The 19,364-nt window shown below is 55.4% G+C and carries 16 protein-coding genes and 3 tRNA genes; 6 read left to right on the top strand and 13 right to left on the bottom strand.

Features of this window, described 5'->3' with window-relative positions; all coding sequences use genetic code 11:
• Nucleotides 1-261 precede the first annotated feature (261 nt).
• Nucleotides 262-1,953, top strand: coding sequence for an L-lactate permease (locus INT33_RS18585; protein WP_192537808.1), 1,692 nt, complete (start codon nt 262-264; stop codon nt 1,951-1,953).
• A gap of 76 nt (nt 1,954-2,029) precedes the next feature.
• Here INT33_RS18585 and INT33_RS18580 read toward each other — a convergent pair whose 3' ends face one another.
• From INT33_RS18580 to INT33_RS18540, 9 genes are all read right to left on the bottom strand, one after another.
• Nucleotides 2,030-2,554, bottom strand: coding sequence for a gamma carbonic anhydrase family protein (locus tag INT33_RS18580; protein ID WP_193092686.1), 525 nt, complete (start codon nt 2,552-2,554; stop codon nt 2,030-2,032).
• Between the two features lie 38 nt (nt 2,555-2,592).
• Nucleotides 2,593-5,595: an FAD-binding and (Fe-S)-binding domain-containing protein gene (locus INT33_RS18575; protein ID WP_193092685.1), complete on the bottom strand. Its 3,003-nt coding sequence runs from the start codon at nt 5,593-5,595 to the stop codon at nt 2,593-2,595.
• A 16-nt stretch (nt 5,596-5,611) separates the two neighbouring features.
• Nucleotides 5,612-6,829, bottom strand: coding sequence for a pyridoxal-phosphate-dependent aminotransferase family protein (locus INT33_RS18570; protein ID WP_193092684.1), 1,218 nt, complete (start codon nt 6,827-6,829; stop codon nt 5,612-5,614).
• Between the two features lie 79 nt (nt 6,830-6,908).
• On the bottom strand, nt 6,909-8,096 hold the full coding sequence (locus INT33_RS18565; RefSeq protein ID WP_193092683.1) for a CaiB/BaiF CoA transferase family protein: 1,188 nt from the start codon (nt 8,094-8,096) through the stop codon (nt 6,909-6,911).
• Nucleotides 8,097-8,115: 19 nt separating this feature from the next.
• On the bottom strand, nt 8,116-8,922 hold the full coding sequence (locus tag INT33_RS18560) for an enoyl-CoA hydratase/isomerase family protein (RefSeq protein ID WP_193092682.1): 807 nt from the start codon (nt 8,920-8,922) through the stop codon (nt 8,116-8,118).
• An 11-nt stretch (nt 8,923-8,933) separates the two neighbouring features.
• Nucleotides 8,934-10,223 carry a TRAP transporter large permease gene (locus INT33_RS18555; protein ID WP_193092681.1) on the bottom strand — a complete coding sequence of 430 codons (1,290 nt, stop codon included), beginning with the start codon at nt 10,221-10,223 and terminating at the stop codon, nt 8,934-8,936.
• A 9-nt stretch (nt 10,224-10,232) separates the two neighbouring features.
• Nucleotides 10,233-10,793, bottom strand: a complete 561-nt coding sequence (locus tag INT33_RS18550; RefSeq protein ID WP_192537815.1) for a TRAP transporter small permease — start codon at nt 10,791-10,793, stop codon at nt 10,233-10,235.
• A gap of 68 nt (nt 10,794-10,861) precedes the next feature.
• Nucleotides 10,862-11,839, bottom strand: coding sequence for a TRAP transporter substrate-binding protein (locus INT33_RS18545; RefSeq protein ID WP_193092680.1), 978 nt, complete (start codon nt 11,837-11,839; stop codon nt 10,862-10,864).
• A gap of 303 nt (nt 11,840-12,142) precedes the next feature.
• Complete coding sequence (locus INT33_RS18540; protein WP_192539834.1) at nt 12,143-12,610, bottom strand: GlcG/HbpS family heme-binding protein; 468 nt, start codon at nt 12,608-12,610, stop codon at nt 12,143-12,145.
• A 244-nt stretch (nt 12,611-12,854) separates the two neighbouring features.
• On the opposite strand from INT33_RS18540, the gene INT33_RS18535 reads away from it, so the two are divergent.
• Entirely contained in the window at nt 12,855-13,547 is a 693-nt protein-coding gene (locus INT33_RS18535; protein WP_193092679.1) for a GntR family transcriptional regulator, read from the top strand.
• 5 nt (nt 13,548-13,552) lie between these two features.
• Here the strand turns inward: INT33_RS18535 and glcC are convergent, their stop codons facing one another.
• Nucleotides 13,553-14,329: a transcriptional regulator GlcC gene (glcC, locus tag INT33_RS18530; protein ID WP_192539832.1), complete on the bottom strand. Its 777-nt coding sequence runs from the start codon at nt 14,327-14,329 to the stop codon at nt 13,553-13,555.
• Nucleotides 14,330-14,539: 210 nt separating this feature from the next.
• On the opposite strand from glcC, the gene glcD reads away from it, so the two are divergent.
• From glcD to INT33_RS18510, 4 genes are all read left to right on the top strand, one after another.
• A complete protein-coding gene (gene glcD / locus INT33_RS18525) occupies nt 14,540-16,039 on the top strand; it encodes a glycolate oxidase subunit GlcD (RefSeq protein WP_193092678.1) in 1,500 nt (499 codons plus the stop codon).
• A gap of 35 nt (nt 16,040-16,074) precedes the next feature.
• The gene (gene glcE / locus INT33_RS18520; RefSeq protein ID WP_193092677.1) at nt 16,075-17,175 is read left to right on the top strand and encodes a glycolate oxidase subunit GlcE; all 1,101 of its coding nucleotides are present in this window, start codon (nt 16,075-16,077) and stop codon (nt 17,173-17,175) included.
• Between the two features lie 14 nt (nt 17,176-17,189).
• Nucleotides 17,190-18,428: a glycolate oxidase subunit GlcF gene (glcF, locus tag INT33_RS18515; protein ID WP_193092676.1), complete on the top strand. Its 1,239-nt coding sequence runs from the start codon at nt 17,190-17,192 to the stop codon at nt 18,426-18,428.
• Nucleotides 18,429-18,493: 65 nt separating this feature from the next.
• The gene (locus tag INT33_RS18510) at nt 18,494-18,895 is read left to right on the top strand and encodes a heme-binding protein (protein WP_193092675.1); all 402 of its coding nucleotides are present in this window, start codon (nt 18,494-18,496) and stop codon (nt 18,893-18,895) included.
• Nucleotides 18,896-19,034: 139 nt separating this feature from the next.
• On the opposite strand, the gene INT33_RS18505 is transcribed toward INT33_RS18510, so the two are convergent.
• The 3 genes from INT33_RS18505 to INT33_RS18495 form a co-directional block, all read right to left on the bottom strand.
• Nucleotides 19,035-19,111, bottom strand: a tRNA-Asp gene (locus INT33_RS18505).
• A gap of 60 nt (nt 19,112-19,171) precedes the next feature.
• Nucleotides 19,172-19,247 (bottom strand) — tRNA-Val (locus tag INT33_RS18500).
• Nucleotides 19,248-19,286: 39 nt separating this feature from the next.
• Nucleotides 19,287-19,363: transfer RNA gene (locus INT33_RS18495), tRNA-Asp, on the bottom strand.
• Nucleotide 19,364 lies beyond the last annotated feature (1 nt).

Raw genomic sequence — 19,364 nt, 5'->3', positions numbered from 1 at the left:
TTAAGCCCTGTCTTTTAGTCTAATGAACGGCGCCTTAAATGCTGCTTAAAAATACTTATAAAAAACAATTAAAACAAAACCTTAATTAAAAACACCATATATTTATTGGGTGCTTAAATCGCCGCCAATCTGGTCAGACCAATTTTCCAATAGTGTTATTTCCTGAACCGGGTCGTATCTTTCACCCTACTCGCGTTTAACGCCTAAAACGTTAGATGACGACGGTACATACCTAATAAATAACAGGGGCGATTTTCTCCTATGAATGAAACAACACTTGCTCTCTTGGCTTTCCTGCCACTACTGCTAGCAGGTATTTTGCTTGTTGGGTTTAAAGTACCTGCAAAAATAGCCATGCCTATCGTTTTCTTAACTGCGGCAATCATTGGTCTGACCGTTTGGGAGATGTCGTTTACCCGTGTAGTTGCTTCTACTATTCAAGGGCTTATCCAAACAGCAGGGCTTCTATGGATTATTTTCGGGGCTATCTTGCTGCTTAATACCCTTAAGCACTCGGGCGGCATTACGGCTATCCGCAACGGTTTTTCAGGGATTAGCCCTGACCGCCGGGTTCAAGCGCTGATTGTTGCATGGCTATTTGGCTGCTTTATTGAAGGGGCTTCTGGTTTTGGCACCCCCGCCGCAGTAGCGGCTCCCTTGATGGTTGCTCTTGGCTTCCCAGCGCTGGCAGCGGTTGTCGTGGGTATGATGATCCAGTCAACGCCCGTTTCGTTTGGTGCTGTGGGCACGCCCGTCGTGGTTGGGGTAGGCAGCGGCTTGGATCGCGCCGGCATTACGGCTCAGCTTGAAGCCAATGGCTCGACCTGGAACGAATTTTTCCGACTGATCACCAGCGAAGTCGCTATTACTCACGGCATCGTGGGTATCCTGATGCCCTTGATACTCGTAATCATGATGGTGCGTTTTTTCGGGGCGAACCGTTCCTGGAAGGAGGGCCTTTCGATTACGCCGTTCGCCATCTTTACCGGTATCTGCTTCGTTGTACCGTACATGCTGGTAGGCGTGCTCTTGGGACCTGAATTCCCCTCCATGATTGGTGCCATGGTCGGCCTGGCGATCGTCGTCCCCGCGGCGCGTAAAGGCTTCTTGCTGCCCAAAGATACCTGGGACTTCCCTGAGTCTACTTCCTGGCCGGATGAGTGGATTGGTAACCTGCAGATCAAGCTGGACGATGTGGCTGGAAAGGCCCCGATGTCGACCCTTAAGGGCTGGATTCCTTACGTACTGCTGGCGTTGTTCCTGGTCGCCTCGCGGACCATTGAACCACTGCGTGTGGCACTTACCTCGATCAACCTGAGCTGGAATAATATTCTTGGCGAAGCCGGTGTCAGCGGTGGTGTTCAACCCCTGTATCTGCCGGGCGGCATCATTATCGCGGTGGTATTAATAACTTATTTCCTGCACCGCATGAATCCCCAGAAGATCAGCGCGGCAGTGTCGGAATCCACCAAGACGATTTTCGGCGCCGGTTTCGTGCTGGTGTTCACGGTTCCGATGGTGCGTATCCTGATTAACTCCGGCGTTAACGGGGCTGATTTGGTTTCCATGCCGGTAATGATGGCCCAGGCCGTGGCCAGCGGCGTTGGCGACATCTACCCGTTCTTTGCCCCGGCCGTGGGTGCCATGGGCGCCTTTATTGCAGGCTCCAACACGGTTTCCAACCTGATGCTGGCAGAGTTCCAGTTTAACGTTGCTCAAACCCTGGGGCTATCTACAGCCATGATGGTTGCGCTTCAGGCCGTCGGTGCGGCAGCGGGTAATATGATCGCGATTCATAACGTGGTCGCAGCCTCGGCAACCGTAGGCTTACTTGGCCGCGAAGGCGCGACGATTCGTAAAACGATTATCCCGACCATCTACTACCTGGTGTTTACCGGTATTATCGCGTTAATCGCTTTTTACGTGATTGGAATTACCGATACGCTGATGTAGGCCTAACAAGCTATTGGCATAAAAAACCCCAGACACTGTCTGGGGTTTTTATTGAGCGCCTGTTTATGACATACGGCTAATCGATTCGCTTTAACTCCTTGGCATGCTGCTGGCCTTTGATAACGTAGCTTTGTGCGTTTAGCTTTAAACCTTCTACGGCATCCGCCGAGAGTTCCCGCACTACCCGAGCGGGCGAGCCAACAATCAGGGAGTTGGGGGGAAAAGTGGCGCCTTCTTTAATAAACGCGCCTGCACCTACCAGGCTATTTTCACCAATTACCGCGCCATTGAGCACGACAGCCTGAATACCGATCAGGCAGCCATCGCCCACGGTACAGCCGTGTAGCATTGCTTGGTGGCCGACCGTTACACCTTTACCTACTTTAAGTGGGTAGCCGGGGTCAGCATGCAGTACTGCGCCATCCTGAATATTGCTCTCTTCCCCTATTTCCAGGTGATCGCTGTCACCGCGTAGCACGGCCTGATACCACACGCTTGAACGCGCGCTTAAGGTCACCTGCCCGATCACATCCGCCGTGTCCGCGACATACACGTCTTCGTGTATCGCTGGGCGGTGCTCACCATATTGGTAAATAGCCACATTAACCTCCTGATCATTATTATTAATCGCCTTCTTGGTTAGGCTAACGCCTGTTCCAGCAGTCGGGCAACATGAATAGCTTCTCGGCCACTGCCATCCTTAATCTGGTGGCGGCAGCTGGTACCGTCGGCAACCAGAACAGCGTCTTCTTCAGCTTCACGAATGGCCGGCAGAAGCGAAAGCTCAGCCATTTTAAGCGAGGCCTGGTAATGCTCGGCTTCATAGCCAAAGCTCCCCGCCATACCGCAGCAGGAAGACTCGATGGTTTTGACCTCAAGCCCCGGCACCCAGCGTAGCACCTGTTCGACCGGGCGCAGCGCATCAAAGGCCTTTTGATGACAATGGCCATGCAGCAGGGCCTGCTTATAACCTGAATGTTTGAGTGCCAGCGGCAGCTCACCGGCCTCATGGGCAGTCACCAGAAACTCTTCAAATAAATACGCCGAGTCGGCGAGCGCTCGGGCTTGTTCACCAAACCCATACTGCAGGAACTCATCGCGCATGCTGAAAAGACACGATGGTTCAAGCCCCACGACCGCCACGCCGCGATCGATAAACGGCATCAAGTGATCAAGCGTTCGCCTGGCTTCTGCCTTGGCTTTCTCGAACTGGCCGGAGGATAGATAAGTACGCCCACAGCACAGCGGCCGCTGGCCCTTAGTGACGTTGAGGTGTACCCGATACCCGGCGGCTTCCAGTACGCGCTTAGCGGCTTTGGCGTTGTCGCCTTCCATATAATTATTGAAGGTATCGACAAACAGCAGTACCTCGCGCTCAGCGACTTCGTGACTTGCCGCTTTGTGGTTGCCTGCCAGGAAGTTACCTTTGAAGGCAGGCAGTGCTCGCTCCGGGGCAAAATTGAGCGTCTTTTTGACTCGGTTGGCCAGAAACGGGGTGCGCTCCACATAGTTCATTAAGCCTGAAAAGCGGCTCGCCCACGGCGCATAGCGCGGCATCTCACCGACCATGCGATCACGCAGCGACAGGCCTTTCGCTTTGGCGCGCGCGGTACGCGCTTCAATCTTGAACTTGGCCATATCCACGCCGGTCGGGCATTCGCGTTTACAGCCCTTGCAGGAAACACACAGGTCGAGCGCTTCTTTAACAGCGTCGCTGGCAAGCCCCTCCTCGCCGAGCTGGCCCGAAAGCACCAAGCGCAGCGTATTGGCCCGCCCCCGCGTTAAATGCTGCTCGTCTTTGGTCGCTCGAAAGCTTGGGCACATGGTGCCTGCATCAAACTTGCGACAGTGGCCGTTGTTGTTGCACATTTCGACCGCCATGGCGAGTCCATGGGTAGGATCGCCTGCGGTACCGGGCGGCGTCTGCTCGCCGGTTAACGGGTCGCGCTTTACGTTCCAGGCTGACCAATCAAACACCGGCGTAATCGGAATCGTCTGATACGTTCTGGGGAACCGGAAATAGCGCTCGTCATCCATTTTCGGGGTATCGACGATCTTGCCGGGGTTGAACAGGTTCTGCGGGTCAAACAGCGCCTTGATCTCGCGAAAGGCATTGTTAAGCGTATCGCCAAACTGCCAGGCGACCCATTCGCCACGACAGATGCCGTCGCCGTGTTCACCGGAGTAAGCGCCTTTGTATTCACGCACCAGCGAGGAAGCCAGTTCGGCGATCTCGCGCATTTTTTCAGCGCCATCGCGGCGCATGTCCAGAATCGGCCGTACGTGCAACGTACCCACGCCGGCATGGGCATACCAGGTCCCTTCGGTGCCGTAGCGGTTGAACACCTCGGTAAGCTTGTCCGTGTACTCGGCCAGATGTTCAAGAGGCACGGCGCAGTCTTCAATAAACGAGACCGGCTTGCCGTCGCCCTTCATGCTCATCATGATATTGAGCCCCGCCTTGCGCACATCCCAAAGCGCTTTCTGCTCCTTTGCTTCGGGCATATTCACCACGCTACCCGGCAGCCCCAAATCACCCATTAACTCGTTAAGCGCGCTCAGCGCCGCCAGTTGCTCGGCGTGATCGTGACCGGCAAACTCCACCAGCAAGATGGCTTCGGGCTTGCCGATTAGAGCTTTCTCTATCACCGGACGAAACGCGGGGTTTTCAAGGGCAAGCTCAATCATGGTTTTATCGACCAGCTCGACCGCCATGGGGCCGAGCTTGACGATATGCTGGGTTAAATCCATCGCCTGATAGAAGGTGGGAAAATTCACCACGCCCAGCACCTTTTGGCTGGGTAGCGGGGAAAGCCGCAGCTTGATGCGGCTACTTACCCCAAGCGTGCCTTCCGAGCCAATCAGCAGGTGAGCTAAATTTAATCGGCCCTCGGGGTCATAAGGGATGGGGTTCTGGCAGTCGAACAGATCCAGGTTATAACCCCCGACACGGCGCAGCACTTTAGGAAAATGCTCGCGAATCTCCGGGCTGACGCGCTCGGCAATCGCCTTGACCTTTTGGGCGAGCTGCTGCTCCCGAGAGCCCTCGGCCAGGCTATCTACAAAGCTAAACCGTGCTTCAAAGCCATCGGCGAGTATCGCGTCGATGCCCATTACGTTATGCACCATATTGCCGTAATAGATCGAGCGCGATCCGCAGGAGTTATTGCCGGCCATGCCGCCGATGGTGCACTGGGCGCTGGTCGAAACATCCACCGGGTACCAGAGCCCGTAAGGCTTTAGCCAGGCGTTGAGGTGATCAAGCACCATGCCGGGCTCCACCACCACCGTCTGCGCTTCAGCGTCGAACTCGATGATCTGGTTAAGCCAGCGCGTGGTGTCGATAACCAGCGCCTCGCCGACCGTCTGGCCACACTGGCTAGTGCCTGCACCGCGCGCCAGCACCGGCACACGGGCATCACGGGCGATATCCAGAGCAATCTTGAGATCCTCCTGGTGGCGGGGGATCACCACGCCCACCGGAGTAACCTGATAGATCGAGGCGTCGGTGGCATAGCGCCCCCGGGTTGCCTGATCAAACAACACGTCGCCTGCCATTTCCCGGCTTAAGCGCGCCGCCAGCTCCCCGACGGGTTTAATTCTGGCGTCGCGCAATGGGGGCTGTTTCGTCAGTGATGTCATGTGACTCTCCCCATCATTAACGCTCTGAAGTGCCTGTGCTAAGCGGATTGTTGGCAAAGTAGTCCAGAGCAGCCGTGACGCCACTGCCCTGTAAGTTAACGTCCGCAAGCTTCATCCCGGCTTCACAGCCGCCCAGCGTGGCAATCAGGGTAAGATCATTGCAGTCGCCCAGGTGGCCGATGCGGAACATCTTGCCTTTGGCCTTGCCCAGCCCCATGCCTAGCGACAAATCAAAGCGCTCGTAGATAATCTTGCGAATCTCATCGGCATCGACTCCTTCAGGCATCACGACACCCGTGAGTACAGGGGAATAAAGCGCCGGATCCTGACACTGAATTTCCAGCCCCCAGGCCTCGACCGCCGTACGCACGCCAGCGGCCCAGCGCTGATGGCGCGCCAGCACGTGGTCAATGCCTTCATCCAGCAGCATATCCAGCGCTTCATTGAGGCCATACAGCAGGTTAGTACTGGGCGTATACGGCCAGTAGCCCTTCTGGTTGGCTTCCAGAATTTCATCCCAAGCCCAGAAACTTCTGGGAAGCTTGGCCTCCCGGCTAACTTCAATCGCCTTGGGTGAAAGCGCGTTAAAGCTAATCCCCGGCGGCAGCATCAGCCCCTTTTGTGAGCCGGATACGGTGACATCCACGCCCCACTCATCGTGGCAATAGTCGGCGCTGGCAAGTCCGGAAATGGTATCCACGATAAGAAGCGCCGGGTGCCCGGCGGCATCGATAGCGCGGCGCACGGCTGCGATATCGCTGGTTACCCCGGTTGAGGTTTCGTTATGCACTACACACACCGCTTTAATGGCGTGTTCGGGGTCATTGGTGAGGCGTTCCTGGATCATGTCGGCCTGAACGCCTTGACGCCAGCCCTCATAACCCGGCAGGCCGATAAACTCAGGCACAAGACTCAGGCGCAGCGCCATTTTCTGCCATAGCGTGGCAAAGTGGCCGGTCTCGAACATCAACACCTGATCGCCCGGCGACATGGTGTTAGCGAGTGCTGCTTCCCAGGCGCCGGTACCCGAGGCCGGATAGATAATCACCGGGTGCTCTGTTTTAAAGACCTTTTTAACCTTGGACAGTAGCTCCAGCCCCAAGGCGCCAAATTCAGGCCCACGGTGGTCAATGGTGGGTAGACTCATTGCGCGCAATATGCGGTCTGGCACCGGTGATGGGCCTGGGATCTGCAGAAAATGACGGCCGGATGGGTGAAAGTCGAGTTTCAGCATGGTGTGTGCCTCTTGTTATTGTTGCCGGTTAAAGCCTGAAAAAATGGATAATGAATGCATTTATGGGTTTTAAAAAAACCTACCTGATGCAGCCCTCAGCCCGCAGGTAGCTTAGTTCGTCATCAGCAAAGCCCATTCCCTCAAGCACCTCATCGGTATGCTGCGCAAACAGCGGTGCTGCGCTGCGTATTGTCGAAGGCGTCAGGGAGAACTTGCTGGGAAAGCCGATGGTTTTCATTTTGCCCATTACCGGGTGTTCCATCTCTTCCACCATGCCGCGGGCCAGATAGTGCTCATCGGCCATGGCATCGGCGAAATTATTGATAGGCCCGGCAGGCACGCCAGCGCTATCGCAAAGCGTTAACCACTCATCCACGCTTGCCTCGGCCATCAACTCTTCGAGCAGCGCTTCCAGCTCATCAACGTGCTGGCCACGGTCGTGGTTGGTGATAAAGCGCGGGTCTTCCATCAAGGCTTCACGCTTCAATACGTCGCGGCAAAACCGCTCCCAGGTACGCTGGTTGGCGCAGCCCAGCATCAAATACCCGTCGCGCGCTTTTACCGCCTGATAAGGTGCCGATACCCGGTGGCGCCATCCAGTCGGGCCCGGCACCGTGCCCTCAGAAAAGTACGCCGCCGCTTCCCAGGTAAACCAAGGCAAGCCACACTCGGTAATCGCAATATCAATATGCTGGCCTTCACCGGTGGTCATCTTATGAATATGCGCCGCGAGTATTGAGTAGACCGCGGTGATGCCCGCCCCGATATCGTAAACCGCAATCCCGGTTTTCAGCGGACGCCTTCCCTCCTCGCCGGTCATCGACATCAGTCCGGTCATGCCCTGGGCTACTAGATCGAACCCACCTTTATGGCTGTAGGGGCCGGTCTGGCCATAACCTGAAATCGAGCAGTAAACGATACCGGGGTTGATGGCTTTGATGGTGTCGTAATCGATCGCCAGCGATTTAGTAACGCCTGGCCGGTAGTTCTCGACGATTACATCGGCATCACCCGCCAGGCGGTAGAATATCTGCCTTGCCCGTTCGTCCTTGAGATTGAGTGAAATGCTTTTTTTATTGCGATTGATCTGCGAAAAGCAGGTGGATTCCCCATTCACATAAGGTCCCATCTGGCGGCTATCATCACCGCCGTTGAGCTTTTCAACCTTGATGACCTCAGCGCCCATATCGGCCAGCACCATGGTGCAGTAAGGCCCTGCCATGATTTGGGAGACGTCCAGCACTTTTATATTTTGTAAGGGAAGCATATGCCTTCCTCCTTCTTGTTTAGCGGCCCGTCCACTCAAACGACGTTTTATTGACGAACTTACCCACGGCAGCGGCAAAGTCGCGGCTCATATAGCAGGTCGTTACCCAGTCATCGCTGGCATCCGCTTCAAGCCTTCGCTGCTCAAGCGCACGGTTGATCAATGCTTTGCTGGCCTGCAGGGTAAGCGGCGCCCGCTTGGCAAAGTCTGCTGCGAGCTTGGCGACGTCAGCGTAAATGGTCTCGGCGGCAAAGACGTGGTTCACAAGCCCGGTGGCGTGCGCTTCTTCAGCGCCAAATAGCCGCGCCATCATCAGCACTTCCTTGGTGCGAGCCACGCCGACCATGTCGATCAGGCGTGATACGTTATTGATCGACAGCGTATTGCCCAAAGTCTTGGCGATGGGCACCCCGAACTTCATGGTCGAGGTGGCGTAGCGGAAGTCGCATACCAGGGCAAGCGCGGCACCGCCACCCACGCAGGCCCCTTCAATCAACGCCAGGGTCGGCTTGGGGAAGCGCTCGAGCTTGCCCACCACCTGATCGATCCGGCGTTCATAGCCGATGGCATCGTCAGGCTTTGAAAAGTTGGCAAACTGGGTAATATCCGTGCCCGCAACAAACGCCTCGCCGCCTACCCCGTGAAGCACCACGGCGTGAACCTCGTCATCACCCGCCAGAACATCGCAGTAGTGTTCCAGGGCGTTGTACATCTCCCAGGTCATTGCATTGCGGCTTTGCGGGCGGTTAAAACCGATCCAGGCAACACCGTCGCGAATTTCAAAATGCACGCTGTCGGTTAGCGGTGAATCATGTGAATCTTTCATAAATGACTCCCTTAGCCGTAGATAAAGTTAACCAGCGCCAGTGCAAACGCGGGGATATAGGTGTTGATCATCAAAATCGTGAACAGCACCGCGATAAACCACAGGTTGGTTTTGGACGTCGCCCAGATATCCGATTTGGCAATCGAGCATGCGGCAATTAGTACGCTGGCCACGGGCGGCGTCTGCTGTCCAATCGCCAGGTTCAGCGTGACAATCAAGCCAAAGTGCAGCGGATCGATACCCACTTCCAGGACAAGCGGCAGCACGATAGGCACGACCAGAATAATCGCCGCGGCCGAGTGCAGGAAAATTCCCAAAATCAGGAAGATGACGTTCAAAAGGGCCAGAATGACGTATTTGTTATCCGTCAGATCGCTGATCTGCATGGCAATTTCCTGGGGCACGCGGGTCTCGGTGAGATAGCTGCCCACCACCGCAGAAGCCGCCACCAGCAGCATTACTACCGCCGTTTGCACACCAGCACTTTTGCACGAGTCGATAAAGTTTTTGATCGTAAACTCGCGATACACCACCGCACTGATAAAGATCGCCACGCACACAGCAAGGGCCGCGCCTTCGGTTGCCGTCACAAAGCCACCAAAAATTCCGCCCAGGATAATGACGGGAATCAGCAGCGCCCAAACCGCTTCCTTCAGGGCTTTCCAGAGTACAGATACCCGGAAACGCCCTTCAGAAGGAAAGTTGTATTTTCGGGCAAGGTAGTAACACATGGCGGCTAGCCCCATGGCGCCTAAAAGCCCAGGAAAAATACCCGCCACAAACATCTGTACCACGGACTCACCGGACATCACCGCGTACAGGATCATGGGAATCGACGGCGGCAAAATGATCGCAAGGCTCGCCGCGGATGAAGAGATGGAGGCGGCAAACTCTTTCGAGTAGCCCTTTTTACGCATGGCCGGAATCAGGATACTGCCGATCGCCGACACCCCCGCCACCGATGACCCCGAGATTTCAGCGAAAAATACCGAAGCTCCAATAGTCACCATGGAAAGCCCGCCCTTGATAAACCCGACCATGGCCATGGCCATGGCCAAATCGATCAAACGCCGCGAGATACTCGATGCATTCATGATCGCACCGGCCAGGATAAACAGCGGAATGGCGATCAGGGGAAAGTTCGTGGCCCCCTCGAACATAGTCATGCCGACCGTCGGCATCGCCATGCTGCCGTAGGTCATAAAGGTGGCAATGGTGCCGACTAACGCCAGGGCAACGGCCACCGGCACATTGATCAGAATCAGCACGATCAATGCGATGAAGATATACAGTATGGTCATGCTGGCTACTTACCCTCGCTGTTGAGTGCTGACGGCTTCGACTTCTTCGGCATCGATACCAGCTTCTTCCAGTTCGTGATCGATAAACCCTTTGCCGCGAGCGCTTTTCAGCACGTCAGGTAAGCGCAGCAGTTCAGCGATAATGAATAGTACAGAAGCTACGGGAATGGCCGATTGGGTAAGCTGCATGGAGATGGACGGCAGGCTGACCATATTGACGCCTTCAAGAATCAGCATTACCTGGTAGCTTGCCAGACCAAGAAATATGAAAAAGCCGATGGTGATGGCCTCAGCCAGTAAGGCAATCGGCACGCGGATCGACGGCGGGCACATATTCAATACGCTTGGGCAGGTAATATGCGCCCCCTTGGCGGCTGCCAGTGCCGTTCCGTAGTACGTCACCCATGCCAGCAGCACGGCAGCCAGCTCGTCGTACCAGCTCAATGGGAAGCCGAGATAGCGCGTAACGAATCCGATAGTGACAACGCCTGCCAGGGCAATAACCAAGACCACCACAATCCCCTCAAGAAACGAGAAATAGGCGTTCTTGAACTTGGTATAAGCACTCATTAAAACCTCCAGAACGTTGAGGCGCCCCTGTACGCAGGCATTGCGCCTCTAAGAGACGGTTAACTGGCTTAGTCGCGTAGCCCAGCTACCGTATCGATAAGTTCCTGACCACCGTCGACATCGTTGGCAAACTTGTCATAAATGGCCTGAGAGGCTTCAACAAAGGCGTCGAAGTCGACTTCATTCACTTCCATGCCTTCATCACGCATTTTTACCAACGTCTCTTCATCCAGGCGCAAACCCTCTTCAAGAGCGAAGTCTTCCATTTCCAAGGCGACTTCCTCGAGCACTGTGCGCACTTCTTCAGGCAGGCGATTCCAGCTGGCACCCGCGGTCAGATAAGCGGGCGTATAGACGTGATTGGATAAGGAGAGATAGTCCTGAACTTCCTGAAAACGCGAAGAATAGGTTTGAATCAGGGGGGTTTCCTGACCATCCATTGCGCCGGTTTGCAGCGCCACGAACACTTCAGAAAGCGACATTGGCGAAGGAGCGGCACCGTAGCTTCTGAACATCTCAATACGCCATACGCCGCTTGGCGTACGCAGCTTGATGCCTTCCAGGTCCTCCGGCACGACAATAGGTCTTACGTTGTTGGTGATCTGACGAAAACCGTTTTCCCATACCCCGATAATTTTAAAACCGCGCGCTTCAGCTGCTTCATAAAGCGGCCCACGGACGACTTCATCGCGAACCCGCTTCATGTGTTCACGGTCTTTGATCAGGTAGGGCATTTCAAATAACGCAAACTGATCGGATTCAGAGCTCATTACCGTCGAGGGAATCGACAGGTCCAAAGACCCCAACCGCAAGCGGCGCATCATCGACTCGTCGCTTCCCAACTGGCTATTACCGTACACATTCACTTCAGCCACGCCGTCCAAGCGTTCATTGGCAAGCTCGGCGAAGCGATTAGCAGTAATTTCAAACAGCGAACCAGGGCCACCCACATGGCCCAGCCGCACTTCCGTATTGGCATTCGCCGCAGAGGCCTGTAAGCCAATCGCCACGGCAACGGTCAAAATTGTTGTTTTGAAAAATTTCATAGAGCACTCCAAGAGAAACTTATTGTTGTTGGATCGTTGCCACCGGGGCTTGTGGCCCGATGAACCTTGCACGCTCATTCAGTTGTCGCATCCCTGCGACGCGTACACCGCTCCTGTGCACTCATTCAATTTGAATTCAAAATTCAAAATTAGGTATTAAACTTTCGTATTGATCGAAAGTCGTGCTTCACAGCCGTTTGATTTACAAGCAATCATCTGTAGGCGATAAGCGTAAAAACTGTCAGCCATAAAAAAAGCGCCTGCGTTGAGGCGCTTTTGTTGATAACCCTACAAAGGAATACGTTAATCAAGCGTAGGCTCAAGCCCCCACTTGAACCCTGCGGCCTCAATACCGGCAATGGCGGCCTGCTGATCTTCGCTTGACGATGCCCCACTGATGCCTACGGCACCAATCACGCAGTCCTTATCATCAAGAATGAGTACACCACCGGCCACAGGGGTAAACCGACCTTGAGAAGCGGCCGCTACGCTGGCTAGAAAGGCCGGTCGCTCTTGATTGCGCTCCCCTGTCACGCCGCTGGCAACACCAATGCCTAGCGCGGCATAGGCTTTGCCTTGCGCCACGGCGTAGCGCAACGGCGCGCATCCATCTTCACGCTCAGCCACCACGACGTGGCCGCCACCATCCAGCACCACGATGGTCAATGGCGTAAGGTCAGCTTCCCGGGCTTGGGTAATCGCCCCTTCCGCCATTGCTCGGGCCTGGGCTCGGGTTAACTGCACGCTTGCAAGATATACGTTACCTACCATTGATAGCTCCTTGTTATCCTTGTTAAATGCTAATTTCTCCTAATATCAGGAGAGGTCGAATACGCTTCACCAACATTTTTTTTATACCCTGGTTAATATTGAATTCATAATTACTTTTGCAGATCATAGGTAGACTCGCCACTATACCAAGCGGGAAGACAGCTAAATTTTATTAGCACCATGCAAAAGTACTGTACAAAGCTTGGTAGGATCGCCAGGTGGATGACCGAGAAGGAAGAGAACAATGACGAAGATACTGCAGCGCAATTTATATCGCGAAGTCGCCGACCGTATTGGCGATCTTATCGAGCATGGCGAGCTGTCGCCTGGCGAGCGGATATCAGAAAAACAGCTGTGTGAAAAATTTGGCGTTTCGCGCACTCCCCTGAGAGAAGCACTCAAGGTGCTGGCGACCGAAGGCCTGATTGAGCTGCTGCCCAACCGCGGCGCCCGGGTGGTTCGCCTAACCTTCAAGAAGGTCAAGGACACTTACGATCTTATGGCGGCGCTGGAAGGTTTATCCGGCGAACTGGCCTGCCAGCATATCACCGACAAGGAAATTACCGCCATTCGCAAGCTGCACAACAACATGCTCGAACACTATCATCAGCATGATTTAAAAGCCTATTTTGAGCTTAATCGGCAGATCCATGAAGGTATTTTGGCCGCCTCTAAAAACGAAGTGCTTCAGGAGATGTACAGCAATCTTAGTCAGCGCGTAAAACGCGTGCGCTACTCGAAAAAGATGACCCAGGCGTTTTGGGATCAGGCGGTCAAGGATCATGAAAACATGATCAATGCGCTGGAAAAGCGCGATAGCCAGCTGCTCGGCCAGATTCTGCGCGACCACCTGTGCAATAAGCTTGAAGTGGCGACGTTAGCTGGGGTGATCGAAGATGAAGCGCCTGATGAAGGGCATAGCGTTGTTAACGCATAAACGTGCTACCAGGGTTCCATACGCATCGCGGAGCGCTCCAGGCGCTCGCTTTCTGCCTCCAGCTCACGCAAAAGCTCGGTAATGCTGGTGAGATGCTCAAGCGCGACCTGGCGTGCCTGCTCGGCATCGCCGGATACCACGGCATCGTGAAGCTTTGCATGCTGGCGGTTGATCATCTCGCGCGGGCCCTCGCGATGATAAAGGTGCTTGACGGAAGCAAACACCGAGCTCAGCAGCAGATCGGTCAGGCTTTGTAGCGTATGCACCAGCACGGGGTTGTGGGACGCCTGGGAAACTGCCAAATGAAACGCGTGGTCCAGCCGCGCCAGACGCTCCACATCGATAGGATCTGAATGCTCGGCATAATCCGCCATTTCCCGGTAGCGTCTAGTAATCAGCACGCGATCCATGGACGTGCCTCGCCTGGCGGCCAAAAACGCCGACTCGCCTTCCAGCAGAGCGCGCACTTCGAGTAAATCAAACAGCGTGCGCGGATGGTCATGAAACAGGTGCATCAGCGGGCTTTTATCCTGCATGGGCAGAAGCGACGCCACGGTTGAACCGTGGCCCTGGCGCGTTTCGATCATCCCTCTACTACGCAAAATCCGTAGGCCTTCACGTAGCGAGGCGCGTGACACCTTGAGCCGCTCGCACAGCCGCCTTTCTGACGGCAACAGCTGTCCAGGGCGAAAAACACCCTCCAGAATCAAACGCTCCAGCCGGGCCGCTACGTTTTCAGGCGTACGCCTGCCCATGGACATGTCTTCACTGGAAAAGCCCATGCTCGTTCCTTTCAAAAGCCCACCTAGATGATCCATAAGATAAACCTCATCGTACCGTAACTATCAAGCTCAACATTGCATGATTATCGACCAATTACTGGTCTGACCATTGCACCACACTCTGGACAGGCATACAAAAACAGCTCAGATTGACCCATGCTTGATTGACCGTGCGGTTACCTTAAACGATAAAAAACCTGGGATGTTGTGATGAATATCCTCTTTGATGAGCGTCTTGATGGCGAGCTTGCCCGCCGTGATAAAACCGAGGTTTTAACCGATATACAGCAGGCAGTGCCGACCCTGACCCTGCTCCACCGTGAAGAAGATCTGCGCCCCTTCGAGTGCGATGGCTTGGCCGCTTACCGGGTATTGCCCATGCTGGTAGCGCTGCCCGAAAACCTTGACCAGGTCGAAGCCCTGTTAAAACGCTGCCACGCATTAGACGTACCAGTGGTGACGCGAGGTGCGGGAACCGGCCTTTCCGGCGGCGCGCTGCCGCTTGAGCAGGGCGTACTGCTTGTGATGTCGCGGTTTAACAAGATACTGAGCGTTGACCCTGATGCACGCATGGCCCGCGTGCAGCCTGGGGTGCGCAATCTGGCCATTTCCGAGGCGGCCGCGCCTTACGGGCTTTACTACGCCCCCGACCCGTCATCGCAAATTGCCTGCTCGATTGGCGGCAACGTGGCGGAAAACGCCGGCGGCGTACACTGCCTTAAATACGGTCTGACCGTACACAACGTACTGCGCGTTGATGTGCTGACCATTGAAGGTGAGCGCATGACGCTGGGCGCCGAATCGCTGGATGCGCCGGGTTTTGATCTGCTCGCACTGATGAACGGCTCAGAAGGCATGCTGGGTGTGGTCACCGAAATTACCGTCAAGCTGCTGCCCAAACCGGAGACCGCCAAAGTCTTGATGGCAAGCTTTGACGACGTTGAAAAAGCCGGCCGCGCGGTGGGCGATATTATTGCGGCGGGCATTATCCCAGGCGGCCTGGAAATGATGGATAAGCTTGCCATCAAGGCCGCTGAAGATTTTGTCAAAGCGGGCTACCCGCTGGACGCCGAGGCGATTTTACTGTGCGAGCTTGATGGCGTTGAAGCGGACGTAGATGACGACTGCGAGACGGTACGCCGAGTGCTCGAAAAAGCCGGTGCCACGCAGATTCAGCAGGCCCGTGATGAGCTGGAGCGCGCCAAGTTCTGGGCCGGGCGCAAAAATGCCTTTCCGGCGGTTGGTCGCATGTCGCCTGATTACTACTGCATGGACGGTACGATTCCCCGCTGCGAACTTCCCCGCGTGCTCAAGGGCATCGCGGCGCTTTCTGAACAGAGCGGCCTGGCGGTAGCCAACGTCTTTCACGCCGGTGATGGCAATATGCACCCCCTGATTTTGTTCGATGCCAATAAAGAGGGTGAGCTGGCACTGGCCGAAGAGGTAGGCGGCAAGATTCTGGAGCTGTGCGTGGCCGCTGGTGGTTCGATTACCGGCGAGCATGGCGTAGGGCGCGAAAAGATCAACCAGATGTGCAGTCAGTTCCAGGCGGATGAGATCAGCATTTTCCATGCGCTAAAAGCCGCGTTTGATCCCAAGCGACTGCTTAACCCAGGAAAAAACATCCCCACACTGGCCCGCTGTGCTGAATTTGGCGCTATGCATGTCCATAACAATGAATTGCCGCATCCAGAGCTACCGCGCTTTTGATGATAAATCGAACAAGGCAAACACCAGGAAAGACCATGACTGATTTAGCGATTCACGCCGCCGACCGCGATATTTCTGAGCGCCTGTGTGAGCAGGTGCGTACGGCTTATGAAAAACGCACGCCGCTACGCCTTGTGGGCGGCGATACCCGCGCATTTTATGGCCGCCCGGTAGAAGGCCAGCCGCTTTGCATAGCCGAACACAGCGGCATTGTGTCTTACGACCCGGTTGAGCTTGTGGTAACAGTACGCGCCGGTACGCGATTAAGCGCGCTGCAGAAAGCCCTGGCCGAACACCATCAGATGCTTGCCTTTGAACCGCCAAGTTTCGGTGAGAACAGCACCATCGGCGGCGCGGTGGCGACCGGCCTTTCCGGGCCTCGCCGCCCCTGGGCGGGTGCAGCGCGTGACTTTGTGCTTGGCACGCGAGTAATTACTCAGGAAGGCAAGCTGCTGCGCTTTGGCGGCGAAGTCATGAAAAACGTGGCGGGCTACGACCTTTCCCGCTTAATGGCTGGCGCCCAGGGAACGCTTGGCGTGCTTGCGGATATTTCGTTTAAAGTGTTGCCGATTCCGACAGCAAACCACTGCTTGCGTCTACCCATGGGCCTAGAAGATGCTTTGAATAAACTGGCGGAACTGGGTCGTTTGCCATTACCCATCACCGCGGCCGCCTGGCATGCAGGCGAGCTTTATATTCGCCTGGAAGGCGGCAACAGCTCGGTAAAAGCGACCCAGGAGCGCTTGGGCGGCGAACCACTGGAAGCCAGTTTCTGGCGTTCGCTTGCCAATCAAACCCATGGATTTTTTCATCTTGAGGATGGTAAGGCGCTTTGGCGACTGTCGCTACCCACGCATACCGCGCCGCTTGCGCTGGATATTCCCGAAGCCGATATCTTCTACGACTGGGGTGGCAGCCAGCGTTGGGTAAAAACCACGCTTGATGCAGCAATACTACGCAACGCGTGCCAGGCCGCCGGTGGGCACGCCACCTGCTATACGCCGCAAACGCAGGGTGGAGCGGCAGAGCCGTTTACCCCGTTAAACAGCGTGGTTGAAAAATATCACCGCAATTTAAAAGCGGAGCTGGATGTTCACGGCATTTTCAACCCCGGTCGTCTTTACGCGGCGTTTTAATCAGGAGAGCTGATATGCAAACGCATTTTACCGATGCAGATCGTCAAAAGCCGCATATTCAGGAAGCGGAGCGTATTTTGCGCACCTGCGTCCACTGCGGCTTCTGTAACGCCACCTGCCCCACCTACCAGTTGCTGGGTGATGAGCGTGACGGCCCTCGCGGGCGCATCTACCTGATGAAGGAGCTGCTGGAAAGCCGTGACGAAGATGACCAGGTCACCGCAGAAACCCGGCTGCATCTGGACCGCTGTCTGACCTGCCAGAACTGTGAAACCACCTGTCCGTCTGGGGTCGAGTACCACAAGCTTTTGAATATCGGCCGCGCGGAAATTGAGCGCCGTGTACCGCGCCCGCCGGCCGACCGCGCCCAGCGCTATGCGTTGCGCAAAATGATGGTGGAACCCAAGCGTTTTCAAACGCTGTTAAAACTGGGACTCACGTTCAAACCATTGGTGCCGAGCAAGCTGCGCAACAAGATGCCTGCAGCGCCGGTCAATGCGGGCAAGCGGCCTGATAGTAAACTGCATACTCGCAAAATGCTGATTTTAGAAGGCTGTGTACAACCTGGACTGTCACCCAATACCAACGCCGCGACAGCACGCCTGCTGGATCGCCTGGGTATTAGCCTGACGCCAGTGGCGGAGGCCGGCTGTTGCGGGGCGATTGATTTTCACCTTAACGCCCAAGATGACGGCCGCGCCCGCATGCGCGCCAACATCGATGCCTGGTGGCCGCATATCGAACAGGGCGCCGAGGCGATTGTACAAACCGCTAGCGGCTGCGGAGCGTTTATCAAAGAGTATGGCTATATGCTCAAAGATGACCCGCACTACGCTGAAAAGGCCAAGAAGATCAGCGCGCTGGCAAAAGATATCGTCGAGATTCTGCGTGAGGAGCCCTTAGAAGCACTACAGGTTAAAGAGACCCAACGCTTGGCCTTCCATTGCCCGTGCACACTGCAGCACGCCCAGAAGCTTAACGGCGCGGTAGAAGGCGTATTGATCAAGCTGGGTTTTTCGCTGACACCCGTGCAGGATGCGCACCTCTGCTGCGGGTCCGCAGGTACTTACTCCATCACCCAGCCAGAGCTTGCCACCCAATTGCGCGATAATAAGCTGGCGGCGTTGGAAGCGGGCAATCCAGAGCTTATAGTAACCGCTAATATTGGCTGCCAAACGCACTTAGCGGGGGCGAGTCGTACGCCAGTGCGCCACTGGGTTGAGGTCGTGGACGCGGCACTGATGACTCACTGATCTTCCTGCTGCGCCCACCAACCGGCGCAGCAATTACCATCCTGTTGATAAAAAAAGGACCTGATATGCAAACTAAAGCCGTACTTGTTCAAGCGGATATCACGAAAATTCTTGAGGCCGCCCAGAAAGAAGCTAACAGCAACAGCTGGCCGGTCACAATTGCAATCACCGATGACGGCGGCCATCTGCTCGCCCTTAGCCGCCTGGACGGCGCGGCGCCCTTTAGCGCCGAAATCGCCACGCACAAGGCACGCAATGCCGCCCTGGGCCGTAAAGAAACCCAAGTGTTCGAAGAGATGATTAACGGCGGCCGTACAGCGTTTGTGTCCGCCCCCTTCTCAGGCCTGCTATCCGGTGGCGTACCCATCATCGTTGACGGTCAGGTAATCGGCGCAGTGGGCATTTCTGGCGTAAAACCCGACCAGGACGTGCAGATTGCCAAAGCAGGCATTAGCGCGGTTGCCTAACTGGCTTAAAAACTAGCGCACATACGAAAAAACCCCGGATCAAAGATCCGGGGTTTTTAGAATTCGTCGGTATAAAACCGAAAATAATTATACCCGTACACTTAAAATTTCAGTGCGTAAAATAAACGCTAGTGCTTAATGGCGGACCGGACGAGACTCGAACTCGCGACCTCCGGCGTGACAGGCCGGCATTCTAACCAACTGAACTACCGGTCCGCTGTTGCATCATGCTGATGTTACTTTGGTACTGCTTTACGTTTCCAGGCCATCTTTCGATGGTGGGTGGTACTGGGTTCGAACCAGTGACCCCCAGCTTGTAAGGCTGGTGCTCTCCCAACTGAGCTAACCACCCAGGGTGTTGATCTTTAATCAACCAATCTGCAAGTTATCGTGGCGGACCGGACGAGACTCGAACTCGCGACCTCCGGCGTGACAGGCCGGCATTCTAACCAACTGAACTACCGGTCCG

This window comes from Halomonas colorata, assembly GCF_014897985.1.
Classification (GTDB): domain Bacteria; phylum Pseudomonadota; class Gammaproteobacteria; order Pseudomonadales; family Halomonadaceae; genus Vreelandella; species Vreelandella colorata.
The sequence above is the reverse complement of the archived record's forward strand: the minus strand, read 5'-3'. Positions and strand labels throughout refer to the sequence as shown.

What these genes read in the sequence shown, in the direction of transcription:
- INT33_RS18560 (WP_193092682.1), bottom strand. Translation starts at nt 8,922, where the DNA reads ATGAAAGATTCACATGATTCACCGCTAACCGACAGCGTGCATTTTGAA.
- INT33_RS18565 (WP_193092683.1), bottom strand. Translation starts at nt 8,096, where the DNA reads ATGCTTCCCTTACAAAATATAAAAGTGCTGGACGTCTCCCAAATCATG.
- INT33_RS18570 (WP_193092684.1), bottom strand. Translation starts at nt 6,829, where the DNA reads ATGCTGAAACTCGACTTTCACCCATCCGGCCGTCATTTTCTGCAGATC.
- INT33_RS18550 (WP_192537815.1), bottom strand. Translation starts at nt 10,793, where the DNA reads ATGAGTGCTTATACCAAGTTCAAGAACGCCTATTTCTCGTTTCTTGAG.
- INT33_RS18535 (WP_193092679.1), top strand. Translation starts at nt 12,855, where the DNA reads ATGACGAAGATACTGCAGCGCAATTTATATCGCGAAGTCGCCGACCGT.
- glcF (WP_193092676.1), top strand. Translation starts at nt 17,190, where the DNA reads ATGCAAACGCATTTTACCGATGCAGATCGTCAAAAGCCGCATATTCAG.
- INT33_RS18575 (WP_193092685.1), bottom strand. Translation starts at nt 5,595, where the DNA reads ATGACATCACTGACGAAACAGCCCCCATTGCGCGACGCCAGAATTAAA.
- INT33_RS18540 (WP_192539834.1), bottom strand. Translation starts at nt 12,610, where the DNA reads ATGGTAGGTAACGTATATCTTGCAAGCGTGCAGTTAACCCGAGCCCAG.
- INT33_RS18545 (WP_193092680.1), bottom strand. Translation starts at nt 11,839, where the DNA reads ATGAAATTTTTCAAAACAACAATTTTGACCGTTGCCGTGGCGATTGGC.
- glcE (WP_193092677.1), top strand. Translation starts at nt 16,075, where the DNA reads ATGACTGATTTAGCGATTCACGCCGCCGACCGCGATATTTCTGAGCGC.
- INT33_RS18510 (WP_193092675.1), top strand. Translation starts at nt 18,494, where the DNA reads ATGCAAACTAAAGCCGTACTTGTTCAAGCGGATATCACGAAAATTCTT.
- INT33_RS18555 (WP_193092681.1), bottom strand. Translation starts at nt 10,223, where the DNA reads ATGACCATACTGTATATCTTCATCGCATTGATCGTGCTGATTCTGATC.
- glcC (WP_192539832.1), bottom strand. Translation starts at nt 14,329, where the DNA reads ATGGGCTTTTCCAGTGAAGACATGTCCATGGGCAGGCGTACGCCTGAA.
- glcD (WP_193092678.1), top strand. Translation starts at nt 14,540, where the DNA reads ATGAATATCCTCTTTGATGAGCGTCTTGATGGCGAGCTTGCCCGCCGT.
- INT33_RS18585 (WP_192537808.1), top strand. Translation starts at nt 262, where the DNA reads ATGAATGAAACAACACTTGCTCTCTTGGCTTTCCTGCCACTACTGCTA.